This is a genomic window from Microbacterium faecale (genome assembly GCF_014640975.1).
Lineage (GTDB): Bacteria > Actinomycetota > Actinomycetes > Actinomycetales > Microbacteriaceae > Microbacterium > Microbacterium faecale.
Genome location: NZ_BMHO01000001.1, coordinates 736,698 through 750,759, shown reverse-complemented (window position 1 = coordinate 750,759; position 14,062 = coordinate 736,698). Strand labels below are relative to the sequence as shown.

The following is a 14,062-nucleotide window of genomic DNA, read 5'->3' as shown; positions in this document are numbered from 1 at the left end:
GAGGTGTCGGTGGGTGTTACGCGTCCTCGCGGATCCACCCCGCGGCCTCGACAGCCCAGTAGGTGAGGATCGCGTCGGCGCCCGCGCGCGCGAACGACGTGAGCGAATCGAGCACCGTCGCGCGGCGGTCGAGCCACCCCTTCTCGGCGGCCGCCTCGACCATCGAGTACTCGCCCGACACCTGATAGGCCCACACCGGCACGTCCACGGATCCGCGCACGTCGGCGAGCACGTCAAGGTACGGCAGGCCGGGCTTGACCATGACGATGTCGGCGCCCTCCTCGATGTCGAGCAAGGCCTCACGCACGCCCTCCCGCGCGTTGGGTGGATCCATCTGGTACGTGCGGCGATCGCCCGTCAGCCGGGAGTCGACGGCCTCGCGGAACGGCCCGTAGAACGCGCCGGCGTACTTCGCGGAGTAGGCCATCAGGATCGTGTCGGTGAAGCCCTCCTCGTCGAGCGCCTCGCGCACGGCGGCGACTTGGCCGTCCATCATGCCGCTGAGCCCGAGCAGCTGCGATCCCGCCCGCGCCTGCGCGACGCCCATCTCGGCGTACCGGGAGAGGGTCGCGTCGTTGTCGACGGCCCCGGACGGCGTCAGCACGCCGCAGTGGCCGTGGTCGGTGAACTCGTCGAGGCACAGGTCGGTCTGCACGACGAGTGCGTCGCCGACCTCTCGCGCGATCTCGCCGACCGCGAGGTTGAGGATCCCGTTCGGGTCGACGGCGCCGCTTCCGGTCGCATCGCGCACGGCGGGAACACCGAAGAGCATGAGCCCGCCGATGCCCGCCTCCGCCGCGTCGACGGCCGCGCGACGCAGCGAGTCGAGCGTGTGTTGCACCTGCCCGGGCATCGACGAGATCGGCCGCGGCTCGGAGATCCCCTCGCGGACGAACATCGGCAGCACGAGCTGCGCGGGAGCGACGCGCGTCTCCGCCATCAGACGGCGCACCGGCGCCGACTGGCGCAGGCGACGCGGACGGTGGGTGGGGAAGCTCACTCCTTCTCCTCGCGGAGATCGAGGACGTCGGTCGGCGGAATCTGCAGCGCGTCGGGCGTGGGCGGCGGCACGGGGATGCCAGCGAGCGCGTCGATGAGCGACTCGACGGTGCGTTCCGGGGCGATCACCTGAATCGGGAGGTCGACGCCCGAGGCGTCGTGAGCCGTCTGGGGACCGATCGCGGCGATGACCGTCTGATCGGGGATCTGCGCGAACTGCTCGCGCACCTGGCGCGCGACGGATCCACTCGTGACGAGGATCGCGTTGATGCGGCCGTTGTTGACGTCACGGAGGACACGATCGGTCGCGGGGACGCCGACCGTGCGATAGGCGACAACGGCGTTGACGTCGTGCCCGGCCTCTTCGAGACGAACCGAGAGCACCGGCTTGGCGATCTCGCTGCGCAGGCACAGGATCCGCTTGGGTGAGGGCTCGAGCGCGATCATCTCGGCGGCCATGCCTTCGGCCGAGTTGTCGTGCTCGGGCACGAGGTCGACCGGGTACCCGACCGCCGAGAGCGCGGCGGCAGTCGTCTCGCCGACGGCGGCGATCTTCGTCGTCTGCGGGATCTGCGCGCCGTAGGCGTACAGGACGTCGACCGTGGTCGCGCTCGTCACGGTCAGCCAGGCGTACTGCCCGGCCGCCAGCTCGGCGATGACGTGCTCCAGCTGCGTGCTGTCTTCGGGAGGAGCGAAGTTGATCAGCGGCGACACGACAGGGACCCCGCCCTGCGCACGCAGCCGCGCCGCGACATCGTCACCCCACGGGCCACCGCGCGGCACGAGCACGCGCCACCCGGTGAGGGGTTTCTCCGCCTTGGCTTCCTTCGTCATGAAGATGGGGCCGCCTCTCTGTTCACGATGTCGGCTGCCCCATAGCGCAACAGCCGACGCGCGAGCTCAGATCCGATCTCGCGTGCCCGGACCGTCAGGCCCGAGCTGTCGGCAGCAGCGCCGCTGCCTCGTGCCTGAATATACCCCTCGATCAGGGATTCGAAGCCATCGAGGCGCTCAGAATGGTCAAGCGTGACATCATTGTGAGATTCATCGTCGTAGACGCCGGCCCGCACGTGGACGGTGCCGTCGGAGGTCTGCGCGTGAATCCCGACCGGCGCGTGGCAGCCGGCCTCGATCCCCCCGAGCACCGCACGCTCAAGCGTGACCGCGAATCGCGTCAGCGGGGCGTCGAGCTCGCCGAGCCAGGCGAGCAGCTGCGGATCCGCGTCCGTGAGGGTCTCGACGGCGAGCGCGGCCTGCCCCGCGGCTGTCGGCCAGGACGAGAGCACGCGGGGTTCGACGCTCAGGCCGGCGACCGTGGGGATCTCGGCATCATCGGATCCGGTACGGACGAGACCGGCAGCGGCGAGGATGACGGCGTCGAGCTCGTCGTCGCGGACGCGGCCCATCCGGGAGTCGATGTTGCCGCGCAGGTCATGCACGGCCGCCTGCGGGTTGGCGCGCCGCACCTGCGCCATGCGGCGCGGGGATCCCGTGCCGATGCGCGACCCCGGCGGAAGCTCGTCGAGCGTGATGCCGTCGCGCGTGATGACGACGTCGCGGGCGTCGGCACGCGGAGGCGTGGCGGCGATCACGAGCCCGGGCGGCTGCTCGACCGGGAGATCCTTCAGGGAGTGCACGAGGATGTCGCACTCCCCCGCCCTTAGCGCCTCGCGCAGCCGCGTCGCGAAGACGCCGGCTCCGCCAAGGGAGGCGAGCGAGGCACGGTTCGTGTCGCCCTCGGACGTGATCTGCACCAGCTCGACCGGGCGACCTGAGACGCGTTCCAGTTCGCGCGCGACCGTCCCCGACTGCGCGACCGCGAGCCTGCTGCGTCGGGTTCCGAGGCGGATCGGCGTCATTTCGTTCGTCATGACTTACCTCAATACGTCCGCGACGTCGCTGACCTCGATGCGGCGTCCGGTGTAGAACGGCAGCTCCTCGCGGACGTGGAGACGTGCATCGGTGTAGCGCAGGTCGCGCATCATGTCGACGAGGTCGGTGAGAGAGTCGGACTCCATGGGGAGCATCCACTCGTAGTCGCCGAGCGCGAAGGCGGGCATCGTGTTCGCCACGACGCTCTTGAAGGCGGCACCGCGGCGGCCATGGTCGGCGAGCATGCGGCGGCGCTCGTCGTCGGGCAGGAGGTACCAGTCGTAGCTGCGCACGAACGGGTACACCACGAGCCAGTCACGCGCGTGCTCGCCGCGCAGGTAGCCGGGGATGTGGGCCTTGTTGAACTCGCTGTCGCGGTGCACGGCCATGGCGCTCCACGTCGGCAGGAGCGTCTCGAGGAGGCTCGTGCGGCGCAGGCGGCGGACCGCATCCTGCAGCTGCTCGGCGCTCGGCCCGTGCGACCACACCATGAGATCGGCGTCGGCGCGCATTCCGCTGACGTCGTAGAAGCCGCGGATCGTCACGCCGTCGGCGCTCAGCTCCTCGACGAGGGCGGCGAGCTCGCCGGCGTCGTCCGCGGCGACCGAGCGCTGCGGATCACGTCGCCAGACGGTCCAGAGGCTGAAGTTATCACCGGAGGGAGCAGAGTTTTCGGGCATGCCTCCATCTTGCTCCTCTGGAGCCGATGAGGGTAATCCTGCCTGTGCGAACGCTCAATCAGCGCGAGATCGCGCGCGCCAGTGCCCATACGGCGGAGCCCGCTGCGGCGGATCCCACGACGATGCCCGCGAGCGCCGCGACGGGCCGGCTGGCGGCGACCGCGCGCGCCTTGCGCACGGCGCGGTCGGTCGCGTTCGAGATGCGCTTGGGATAGTTCGCCTTGATCTCGATCGCGGCGAGCGCGGCCTTCAGCTCGGCGCGCGCCAGCTGCACGGGATCCGAGATGCCGCTCGGGACGACCGTGGGAGAGGACTCAGAACTCATCCGCGAACTCCTTCACGATCGCCGCGTCGGCCTTCGCCGCCTGTCCGGGGCTCTCGAGCTTCATGATGGCGCGCACGTGGCGCACGTATGCCCAGATGCCGCAGAGGGCGATCATCACGATGCCGATGCCGAGCACGATGAGCGCGGAGGCCCACAGCGGCAGCCACAGGGCGAGCAGGATGATCAGGAACGCGAGGAACGCGGGGATCGTCCAGAACAGGAAGAACAGCGCCGCAATCGCGAAGATCGCGGTCCAGCCGCCGTGCTTGACGAGCGTGCCGACGTACTTCTTGATCGCGTCGAGCTCGGCCTTGAGCAGGTTCTTGACGAGATCGGGAACGTCGCCGATCAGCGTGAACAGGCCGTCGTCGGCGCGGTCGCGCAGGGGTGATGCCTGTCGGTCGCGGGCCATCAGTCGGCTGCCTTCTTTGCCTCGGAGACCGCGGTCTTCGTCTTGCGAGCCGCCGTCTTCGCCTCGCCCGCGGCGGCCTCAGCCTTGTCCTCGGCGGATCCCGAGGTCTCCGCGGCCGCCTTGGCGACCTTGGTGAGGCCGTCCCACGCGACGCGCGGGATCGTCATCGCGCTCTGCTGCGCGAAATCCTTCGCCTTGCCAACCTGCTTCTGCACGGCGTCGAGCTCCCAGACCTTTTCAGCCTGTGCCTTCAACTGCTCGTAGCGCGCGCGACCCGCGCGGGTGCCGAGCACATAGCCGATGCCGAGGCCGACGATCAGACCGAGCTTTCCTCGCATGGGTACCCCCTAGATGAGTCCGAAGAGCTTCGACAGCTACGTTACATTCCCGAAGTGGAATGATGCAGGCCCCTTGAAAATTCAGTCGGATTCGGGAAACAGCACCGCGCGACGGATCCGGTCGGCTTCCGCGATCGCGTCGGGCACGACCTGCGCGAGGCCGGTGCCCGCGAGCCACGCGCCGACCGCCCCGATCGTGGGGGCTGAGCGGATCGCGGCACGAGCGGAGCGCGTGCGCTCGGCCTGGCCGATGGTCGACGCGGGCTGCGACTGCGCGAAGCGCTCCACGCGCGAGGCGATGAGTGCCGTGCGGTCGAGATCGACGCCGAGCAGCGCGGACGCCTCCGCGAGCGCGAGGGTCGCGGCATCCGCCGCGGAGAGGCCGTCGGTCGCGGGCGGTCCGTCCGCGGACCCGAACGACACGCGCAGCGCGTGCACGCCGGCGCCCGCTTCGTCGGCCACCCACTGCCACTTCGCGGTCGTGTGGGTGAGCGCCTTGGCGCGGTGGGATCCCGGGACGGTGAGCACGCCGGTGCCGCGCGGAGCGGCGTCGAGGGCGTCGCTGCGAACGACGAGCGTGACGATCGCGATCGCAGGGCCCGGGGCAGGCGGATCCGCCGCGAGGCCGTCGGCGATCGGCGCGACGAGGCGGCGTGCGGGCGCTTCTTCGGTCGCGACGATGACGGCGTCTGCGGCGAGCGCGTCCTCGTCGGCGAGCGTGACGCGCCACGCACGCGGGCTCTGCTCGGCGTCGTCGATGGGTTCCGGATCCTCGGGCTCGGTCGCGTCCGCGCGCTCAATCGCCAGCGCGCGCACCCCGGGGCGAACCTCGCCGCCGAGCTCGACGATGTCGTCGACGAGGGCGGTCACGAGCCTGCCCATCCCGCCGCGGAGTCCCCGCACGGCTCCGCCCGGCGCGACCTGGCGGTCGGCGACAAGCGCGGCGACGCCTCCGGAGAGCGATCCGGCGCGTGTGACGGCCGCGTTGAGGCCGGGGGCGGCGATGTCGGGGTCGATATCGTCAGCTGTTGCGGAATAGACGCCCGTCGTCACGGGCGCCACGAGGCGGTCGCGCACCTTGGCGCCCATGCGCGATCCGACGAGCTCGCCGAGGGAGCGAGCGTGGCCGATCGTGAGCACCGGACGAATCCGATCGAGATACGCGCGCCAGACACCGCGCCAGCCGAGAACGCGACGCACGTCATCGGCGAAAGGGTTGGCGGGGATGCCGAGGATGCCGCCCACGGGAAGCGGTGCGGCGCCGACGCCCGGGACGCCCGCGACCCACGCGCCGCCGGCTCCCGTGCCGGGGGTGACGACCTCGTCCGCGAGCCCGAGGTCGTCGAGCAGGCGCTCGACGTGGTCACCGCGCGTGGCGAAGCTCTCGGCCCCCAGGTCGAGCATCAGTCCCGCGACACGCGCCGAGCGGATGGCGCCTCCGGGGGCGTCCGCGGCGTCGACGAGCGTGACGCCGATGCCGAGCTTCGCGATCTCGCGGGCCGCGACGAGGCCGCCGATTCCTGCACCGACCACGACGACGCGAGCATCCTCGGCCCGCTCGTGCAGGTCAGCGAGGTCGTAGGCCTCGTCGCTCACAGCGCGTGCACCAGCTCGACGATGCGCGTCAGCACGGTCGGGTCGGTCTCGGGCGGAACGCCGTGGCCGAGGTTGACGATGTGACCGCGTGCGGCGCGACCTGCGGCGACGACCTCGCGCACGTGCTCCTCGAGCACGGGCCAGGGCGCCTGCAGCAGGGCGGGGTCGATGTTGCCCTGCAGCGTGATGTCCTGTCCGACGATGCGCGCCGCTTCGTCGAGACCGAGCCGCCAGTCCACGCCTACGGCGTCGACGGATCCGTCGAGCGTCATGTCCGCGAGGATGGGGCCGGTGCCGACGCCGAAGTGGATCCGCGGCACCTGGGTGATCTCGTCGAGCGCGCGGGCCGAATGGGGCGCGATGAAGCGGCGATAGTCCGCGGGCGAGAGCGACCCGGCCCAGGAATCGAACAGCTGGACGGCCGACGCGCCGGCCTCGACCTGAACCGAGAGGAAGGCGGCGGCCACGTCGCTGAGCCAGCCCGCGAGCCGGTCCCACGACTGCGGGTCGGCGTGCATCATGGCGCGCGCACGGAGGTGGTCCTTCGACGGGCCGCCCTCGATCAGGTAGGCGGCGAGCGTGAACGGAGCGCCCGCGAACCCGATCAGTGGAACGCCCTGCGGGTGCAGCTCGTCGGTCGTGATCCGCACCGCCTCGCGGATCGGATCGGCGGCAGCGACGACCTCCTCCGCGGGGATGCTCGTGATCCGGTCGACGTCAGCGGCCGTGCGCACGGGGTCGGCGAACACCGGCCCGCGACCCGGCACGATCTCGACGTCGATGCCGATCATCTTGAGCGGCACGACGATGTCACTGAAGAAGATGGCCGCGTCGACGCCGTGCCGGCGGACGGGCTGCAGCGTGATCTCCGCGGCCATGTCGGGGGTGAGGCACGCGTCGAGCATCTCGGTGCCGACGCGAAGCTCGCGATACTCGGGGAGCGAACGACCCGCCTGGCGCATGAACCAGATGGGGGTCGTCTCGGGGCGCTCGCCGCGGAGCGCACTCAGGAGCGGGGCATCGATGAGAGACATGGCTCCATCTTCCCACCGGCGATTCGGGATCCCCCGAGAGCGCGGTCGCGTTGGCGGGCGGCGAGGCTTCGTTCCCTGGAACCATTCAGATCTTGTTTCGACGGCGTGTAGAATCGGAGGGTGCTTCTTTGTGTGTCCGCGAGTCACAAGACCGCTCCGTTCGAGCTCCTCGAACGACTGAGCGCTCACGCGGAACCGCTGAACCCCCTCATTGCCGCCGACGATCCCGCGATCGCAGGTTCGGTCGTGCTGTCGACGTGCAATCGATTCGAGGCGTATCTCGACGTCAGCGGCGGATCCGACGAGAGTCGCGCGACGGCGCTCGTTGCCGTGCGCGACGCGCTCGCGAAGGCCACCGGCATCGACGGCAGTGAACTGAACGGCAGCTACGAGGTCACGCAGGGCGCCAAGGTCGCCGAGCACCTCTTCGCCGTCGCGTCCGGGCTCGAGTCGGTCGTCGTCGGCGAGGGCGAGATCGGCGGGCAGGTGCGCCGCGCGCTCGGCGAGGCCCGCACGCAGGGAACGACGACCCGCGACCTCGAGCGTCTCTTCCAGCGCGCGACCGAGACGCAGAAAGCGGTGAAGAACAGCACGGCCCTGGGCCGCGCGGGCCGCTCGTTGGTGCGCCTCGCCCTCGATCTCGCCGATAGCCGCATCGCTGACTGGTCGACCATGCGCGTGCTGCTCGTGGGCACCGGCTCCTACGCGGCGGCCACGCTCGCCGCGCTGCGTGACCACGGCGTGCGCGACATCACGGTGTACTCGCCGTCGGGCCGCGAGCAGTTCGCGACCAAGCACGGCCTGAGCCAGACGTCGCACGCCGCGTTCCCGACCGCGGCGGCCACGAGCGACATCGTCATCACGTGCACGAGCCGCGAGGAGCCGGTGCTGACCGCCGCGACGCTCGCGGCCGGCGGCTTCGACGGATCCGCTTTCGTCATCGACCTCGGACTGCCGCGCAACGTGCACCCGGACGTCGGCGACGTGGCGGGCATCACGCTGCTCGACCTCGAGACGATCCGGCTGCACGCGCCGCTTGAGGAACTGCAGGCGACCGACGCCGCCCGCGAGATCGTGCGTGAGGCCGCTTCGAAGTTCGCCGGCGACCGACGTCGACAGGCCGCCCAACCCGCCGTCGTGGGTCTGCGCAAGCACGTCTTCGAGGTGCTCGAGCGCGAGCTGGAGCGCGGGAAGAACCGCGAGCACGCGGAGGACATCGCCGAGGCGCTGCGGCACTTCACCGGCATGCTGCTGCACACGCCCACCGTGCGCGCACAGGAGGCCGCGGTGGATGGTCGCGCCGACGAGGTGTTCGATGCGGTCGAGACGCTGTTCGGCATCGACGTGCGCCCGCACATCACGTCGGCCGAGCCTCCCGCCGAGTGCCCGGCGAGCTCCGACTACCGCGCGAGCTGAACCCCCTCCCGCTGGGTAAGCCACCCACGGCGTCCATGCCGTCGCCGCAGGACGACGGCACCGGAAGGCGGATGATCACCGGATCGCACGGTGTCGTGCCGTCGCCGTCCGCTCGCTGCCGTAGTCGTGCACGGGACAGTAGGCTCGGGCCGTGGAGACGCTGACGGTGGTGCTGGCCGGCGGTCGCTCCTCGCGGCTGGGCATGCCGAACAAACCCGCACTGCTCATCGACGGCGCGTCGATCATCGACCGGGTGGTTGCGGCTGCCCCTCCCGGACCGATGGTCGTGGCCGGCCTCGCCGACGGCCTCACCCGCGCGGCGCTGGTCGTGCGCGAGGATCCGCCGTTCGCCGGTCCGGTCGCGGGTATCGCGTCCGGGGTCGCGGCGGTTCCCGAAGAACCGACCCGCGTGGTCCTGCTCCTGGCCGGCGACATGCCGTTCCTCGACCAGCGATTTCTCCGTCAGCTCGTCGCCCATGCGCCGGCCATGGCGCGCGACGAGACGGGTCGGCTGCAGTTTCTCTGCGCGGCCTGGCCCGAATCGCTGCTGCGGGCACGGCTGGACGAGCTCGGCGATGTCACCAACGCCCCCGCGAAGCGGTTGTACGACGGCCTGGACGTCACCGTGGTCGATGCGCCGCCCGGCACGATGCACGACATCGACACACCTGAGCATCTGGAGTCGGCTCGAGCGCGCATCCTCCGCTCCGGTGGCTCAACCGAGGCGAGCGGCGCGAACGAGCCCCGGCGGCACCTCTCCGGCGAGGAAGGAAGAGACGCAGAACCATGAGCGACGTCACCACGTTCTGGGCCGAGGCGCGCGCCGCCGTTGCGGTGTTGCCGAAGGATCCGCCGCCTGCCGACCGTGTCTGGGGCTTCGGCGCGACGCCCGCGCACGCCGACGAACTGCTGGCGCTCGTCCTCGCGGGCGTCAAGACAGGCACGGCCGGTTTCGGCTGGGAGTACGAGGCGGACGGGGAGTCGCTGCCTGTGCCCGGCGCCTTCGACGTGATCCTCGACGGATCCGGCGCCCCGCGCGCGATCATCGAGACGACCGACGTCGATGTCGTCCCGTTCGACGAGGTGACGGACGAGCACGCGCATGCCGAGGGCGAGGACGACCGCACGCTCGCCTCGTGGCGGCGGATCCACCGCCGGTTCTACGAGGAGCACATCGATATCGGGCGACCGTTCCGCGAGGACATGCCGATCGTGTGCGAACGCTTCCGCCTCGTCTATCCGGTCGACTGAGGGCGGATCGTCACAGCCCGGCGACGTCCGTCACGGCCGCGTGAGCCAGGGCGCGAGCCTCATCGTGGTAGCGCTGGATGGCGCGGATCGCCGTCGTGAGGTCGCCGTCGCGCAGCGCGCCGATGAGGTCGCGCAGCGCGCGCTGGCCGTGGAACTCGCGCCAATCCTTCTGATCCCACAGGGACCGCCACGCCCACGCGATGCTCAGTCGGCGATATGACTCGAGCAGCTGCGCGGATCCCGACTGCGCGACGATCGTGTGGTGCAGCTCGGTGTGCAGTGCGAGGAACTTCTCGCGTCCGTCCGGCGCACGCGTGAGCGCCTCCATCTCGTCGACGAGCTCCGCGAGCGTGCGGATCACGTCGTCCGGCACGCGACCCACGAGGTTGGCGACGACGCCGATCTCGATGTTCGCGCGAGCGGAGTAGATGCTCTCGATGAGGTCGCCGCCGATGGGCGCGGGGGTGAAGCGCCCGTCCGGCAGCCGGTCGACGAGGGATTCCGTCGAGAGGGTCACGAGCGCGTTGTTCACGTCGTCGGGCCGCGCCTCCAGCCGCACTGCGAGCGCCTCGATGTCGAGCGGTTCGCCGACGCCGACGTCGCGCTGCAGCACGAGCCGCCGCATCTGCTCGTATGTCGCGTGCTCACGCAGCCGGTCCCAGCGACCGAAGGATCCGCCGAAGTAGGTCAGCGGACGCCCGTCGACGGTCGACGCGTCGCGCACCTCGCCGAAGAGCACAGTGTGCGTGCCGACCGTCGCGGTCTCGCGCAGGCGGCACGAGAACGTCGCCAGCGCGCCGTCGAGGACGGGGGCATCCACGGACGACGAATCGCGGTGGGCGACGCCCGCGAACTTGTCGCCGGGGCCCGCGAACTGGCGCGCGAGCGCGCCCTGGCCCTCCGCGAGCACGCTCACCGTGAAGGATCCGCTGCGCACGATGGCCTCGCGCGTCGAGCTGCGTTCGTTCATGCAGGCGAGAATGACGGGCGGATCATCCGAGACCGGCGCGACAGCGGCGACCGTCGTGCCGAACGACTGCCCGTCGACCCGCGTGCACAGCACGGTCACGCCGCTCGTGAGCGCCCCGACCGCGCGTGCGTACACCTCGATCTCGTCGACGCCGTATTCAAAGCTCGTCATGACCGCACCGCTCGCCGTTACGCGGAGGGCCGCGCGAGTCCGAGGTTCTCGCGGAACGTGGATCCCTCGTACTCGGTGCGGAAGTAGCCGCGCTCCGTCAGCTCCGGTACGAGCAGGTCGCAGATCGCGTCGAGGCCCTCGGGGTTGAACGGCGCGTTCATGTTGAACCCGTCGCACGCCTCCGACTCGAACCACTCGATCATGAGATCCGCGGCCTGGGCCGCCGTGCCGACGAACCACACGTGGCCCGTCGAACGCGCCCGATCGACGATGAGCTCGCCGAGCGTGAGCCCCTGCTCGACCGCCTTGCGACGGAAGATGTGGTAGCGGCTGCCCATCTTCGGGTCCTCGGAGAAGCGCTCGGCGGGGATGCGCTCGTCGAAGGCGATGTCATCGATGTCGAGGAAGAGGTCCCCCGCCACCTGACGGCGGCCGGCGTCGAGGTCGACGTTGTCGGCGAGCTCCTGCGCCATCTCCCGCGCCTCCGCCTCGGTGCGACCGACGACCGGGACGATGCCCGGCAGCACGGTCACCGTGTCGGGGTCGCGCCCGTGCTCCGCCACGCGCTTCTTGAGGTCGCGATAGAAGGTCTGCGCCCCGGCCAGGTGCGGCTGCGCCGTGTAGATGAGGTCGGCGACCTTTGAGCCGAACGCCATGCCCGTCGCCGACGAGCCGGCCTGCACGAGGATGGGGTGGCCCTGCGGCGGGCGCGGGATGTTGATCGGCCCCTGGACCGTGAACTGCGCGCCCGCGTGTTCGATGGGGCGCAGACCGTCGGTGTCCAGCCAGCGGCCAGCCTTGCGGTCAACGATGATCGAGTCGTCGGACCAGCTGTCCCACAGCTGCTTGACGACGTCCACGTGCTCGTCCGCGCGGTCGTACCGCTCCTCGGCCTCCGGCACCCCGGAACCGCCGAAGTTCGCGAACCCGTCGCGCGAGGTGACGATGTTCCAGCCCGCGCGCCCACCGGACATGTGGTCGAGGCCCGCCATCTGGCGCGCGACGTTGTACGGCTCGGTGAAGGAGGTCGAGACCGTGCCGATCAGGCCAATGTCCTTCGTAACCGCGGCGAGCGCCGACAGCGTGCTGATCGGCTCGTAGAAGCCGTTCATCATGATGTCGCCGCGCATGGTCGCGTTCGCGTGGACGCAGTCGCCGAGGAACACCGCGTCGAGCTTCGCCCGTTCCGCGGTCCGCGCGAGGTCGGCCATGAAGGGGAGGCCGGCGAGTTCGTCGGCCCGGCTCTCCTCGCGTCGCCAGCTGTCGCGGTGGTAGCCCGCCGGCAGGAGGAACGTCGTCAGGATCATGCGCTGGCGTCTCATCGGGGATCTCCGTTCGTGGGGTTCGGCGGGGTCATCGGAAGGCTGAGGTGGGAGTCGTGCTCGCCGCCAGAGTGCAGACGCCACCGACCGCCGTTGCGCAGGTCGGTGTGGGCGATGACGGGCGAGGTGGGGTCCGGTGCGCGCGCGACGAAGTCGTTGCCGAGGATCGTCACCGCGATCTTCTCGCCGGCGTGGAAGCGCGTCGCTGAGGGCCACAGCTCGATCTCGAGCGCCGTCGGCACTCCCGGCTCGAGCGGTTCCTCGCTCTCGTGCGGGTGCACGGGGCGAAGCTCGCTCGACGCGTCGACGTCGAGGGCCCGGTGGCTGGCACGCAGCCAGCCCAGCGCGACCGGTCCGTCGTCGAAGAGCGCGTTGAACGGATATCGGATCTCGCGTCCGTCGGCCGCGAATTTCCGGGCCGCGACGAACACGTCGGCGTCGGGGGCATCCTCCGTCTCGAGCCAGAGGCGCAGACGCATCGGGCCGACGACGTCGGTGTCTTCGCGGAACGTGTACGAGACGGTCACCTCGCCGTCGCGGCTGTCGAGCCACACGGAGGCCGGGTCCGTCGCGGTCTCGGCGAGCGCGCCGGAGGCGACATCGAGGGCCAGCCGCACGGCGTCGTCGTCGCTCGTCGGCCACGGGAGGTCGCCACGGTGCGTGTGCGTGGTCTCGTCGTCCCGGATCTCGAGCTGCACGCGCGGCCACGCGCTGGGACCCTCGCCACGGTCGAGCAGGTAGTAGTCGAAGAACACCCGCTGGCGCTCGACGCTCTCCGGGTCGTAGAAGTAGCGCCACTTCTTCTGGCCGTGCACTTCGAGCCACTTCTCGTCGCTCGCGATCCGATCGAACGCCGCGAGCGTGCCGCGGGTGTGGAGGCCGTGATCGCTCCAGCTCGCGACGATGTACGCCGGCACCTCGATGTCCTCGAGCGGCGGGTACTTCTCGCGGTAGTAGTCGTCCATCAGCGGGCGTGCGGCGATGTTCGCCGCCGTGTCCTCGGTGCGCGTGCGCGAGAACCCCATGTTCTGCGAGGCGCGCGGCAGGAACCCGGTCTCCGGGATGCCACCGTGGAAGGCGAACTCGCGGTACCAGTCGGTGAAGCACTCCCAGGGGCTGATGGCCTTGAGCGCGGGCGGCCGCATCGCCGCGGCGATGAATTGGCTGCCGGCGAGGTAGGACACCCCGAGCATGCCGACCCGACCGTTGCTCCAGTCTGCGCCGCCGAGCCACTCGACGGTGTCGTAGATGTCGTCGGCCTCCTGCGGGCCGTTGTGTCGGCCCTCGCCCTCGCTGTTCCACATACCGCGCGGGTCCGCGCAGGCGACCGCATACCCGCGGGGGCACCAGTACTTCGGGTCGGGCGCCTCGAAGCCGGTCAGCTTCGACATCCAGCCGGACTCGATCTCGGCGGGCGGCCAGAGCTGATCCTTGGTGTTGTGCTTGCCGTACGGCCCCCAGGCGAGCAGCACGGGGAGGTCGCTCTCCGTCCCGGCCGGGCGATAGACGTCGATGTAGATCCGCACGCCGTCGCGCAGCTCGACCGGCACGTCCTTCTCCTGGACGACGTCGCCGTGGTCGATCGTCTCGCGGCGCAGCGGCGGCAGCGGCGGCTTGCCCGGGGCATTGTCCGGGACGAGGCCCGGCCGGTCGATGATCTCTGGTCGTTCACTCAT

15 protein-coding genes are annotated in these 14,062 nt (G+C 70.6%); 3 read left to right on the top strand and 12 right to left on the bottom strand.

Annotated elements, in window-relative coordinates; genetic code table 11:
* Positions 1-16 precede the first annotated feature (16 nt).
* From hemB to hemE, 9 genes are all read right to left on the bottom strand, one after another.
* On the bottom strand, positions 17-1,000 hold the full coding sequence (gene hemB / locus IEW87_RS03445; protein WP_188710901.1) for a porphobilinogen synthase: 984 nt from the start codon (positions 998-1,000) through the stop codon (positions 17-19).
* Positions 997-1,833, bottom strand: a complete 837-nt coding sequence (locus tag IEW87_RS03440) for a uroporphyrinogen-III synthase (RefSeq protein ID WP_188710900.1) — start codon at positions 1,831-1,833, stop codon at positions 997-999. The genes hemB and IEW87_RS03440 overlap by 4 nt, the downstream gene beginning before the upstream one ends.
* Entirely contained in the window at positions 1,830-2,870 is a 1,041-nt protein-coding gene (hemC, locus tag IEW87_RS03435; protein ID WP_229730898.1) for a hydroxymethylbilane synthase, read from the bottom strand. The genes IEW87_RS03440 and hemC overlap by 4 nt, the downstream gene beginning before the upstream one ends.
* Positions 2,871-2,873: 3 nt before the next feature.
* A complete protein-coding gene (hemQ, locus tag IEW87_RS03430; RefSeq protein ID WP_188710899.1) occupies positions 2,874-3,551 on the bottom strand; it encodes a hydrogen peroxide-dependent heme synthase in 678 nt (225 codons plus the stop codon).
* Between the two features lie 58 nt (positions 3,552-3,609).
* A complete protein-coding gene (locus IEW87_RS03425; RefSeq protein ID WP_188710898.1) occupies positions 3,610-3,876 on the bottom strand; it encodes a hypothetical protein in 267 nt (88 codons plus the stop codon).
* On the bottom strand, positions 3,866-4,288 hold the full coding sequence (locus IEW87_RS03420; RefSeq protein WP_188710897.1) for a phage holin family protein: 423 nt from the start codon (positions 4,286-4,288) through the stop codon (positions 3,866-3,868). Before IEW87_RS03420 ends, IEW87_RS03425 begins: the two co-directional genes overlap by 11 nt.
* The gene (locus IEW87_RS03415) at positions 4,288-4,626 is read right to left on the bottom strand and encodes a hypothetical protein (RefSeq protein ID WP_188710896.1); all 339 of its coding nucleotides are present in this window, start codon (positions 4,624-4,626) and stop codon (positions 4,288-4,290) included. Before IEW87_RS03415 ends, IEW87_RS03420 begins: the two co-directional genes overlap by 1 nt.
* Positions 4,627-4,707: 81 nt before the next feature.
* On the bottom strand, positions 4,708-6,222 hold the full coding sequence (locus tag IEW87_RS03410; RefSeq protein WP_188710895.1) for a protoporphyrinogen/coproporphyrinogen oxidase: 1,515 nt from the start codon (positions 6,220-6,222) through the stop codon (positions 4,708-4,710).
* Positions 6,219-7,256 (bottom strand): uroporphyrinogen decarboxylase, encoded by a 1,038-nt coding sequence (hemE, locus tag IEW87_RS03405; protein ID WP_188710894.1) that lies wholly within the window; start codon positions 7,254-7,256, stop codon positions 6,219-6,221. Before hemE ends, IEW87_RS03410 begins: the two co-directional genes overlap by 4 nt.
* A gap of 132 nt (positions 7,257-7,388) precedes the next feature.
* Here hemE and IEW87_RS03400 point away from each other — a divergent pair, with 132 nt between their 5' ends.
* The 3 genes from IEW87_RS03400 to IEW87_RS03390 all read left to right on the top strand — a co-directional run bounded on the left by IEW87_RS03400 (position 7,389) and on the right by IEW87_RS03390 (position 9,923).
* Positions 7,389-8,672, top strand: coding sequence for a glutamyl-tRNA reductase (locus tag IEW87_RS03400; RefSeq protein ID WP_229730897.1), 1,284 nt, complete (start codon positions 7,389-7,391; stop codon positions 8,670-8,672).
* Positions 8,673-8,823: 151 nt separating this feature from the next.
* On the top strand, positions 8,824-9,462 hold the full coding sequence (gene mobA, locus IEW87_RS03395; protein WP_188710892.1) for a molybdenum cofactor guanylyltransferase: 639 nt from the start codon (positions 8,824-8,826) through the stop codon (positions 9,460-9,462).
* Positions 9,459-9,923 carry an ASCH domain-containing protein gene (locus tag IEW87_RS03390; protein WP_188710891.1) on the top strand — a complete coding sequence of 155 codons (465 nt, stop codon included), beginning with the start codon at positions 9,459-9,461 and terminating at the stop codon, positions 9,921-9,923. Before mobA ends, IEW87_RS03390 begins: the two co-directional genes overlap by 4 nt.
* 10 nt (positions 9,924-9,933) lie before the next feature.
* Here IEW87_RS03390 and IEW87_RS03385 read toward each other — a convergent pair whose 3' ends face one another.
* The 3 genes from IEW87_RS03385 to IEW87_RS03375 are packed head-to-tail and all read right to left on the bottom strand — an operon-like array spanning position 9,934 to position 14,062.
* Positions 9,934-11,064 (bottom strand): flavin reductase, encoded by a 1,131-nt coding sequence (locus tag IEW87_RS03385; protein WP_188710890.1) that lies wholly within the window; start codon positions 11,062-11,064, stop codon positions 9,934-9,936.
* Between the two features lie 17 nt (positions 11,065-11,081).
* A complete protein-coding gene (locus IEW87_RS03380; RefSeq protein ID WP_188710889.1) occupies positions 11,082-12,386 on the bottom strand; it encodes an NtaA/DmoA family FMN-dependent monooxygenase in 1,305 nt (434 codons plus the stop codon).
* Positions 12,383-14,062: a CocE/NonD family hydrolase gene (locus tag IEW87_RS03375; RefSeq protein WP_188710888.1), complete on the bottom strand. Its 1,680-nt coding sequence runs from the start codon at positions 14,060-14,062 to the stop codon at positions 12,383-12,385. The genes IEW87_RS03380 and IEW87_RS03375 overlap by 4 nt, the downstream gene beginning before the upstream one ends.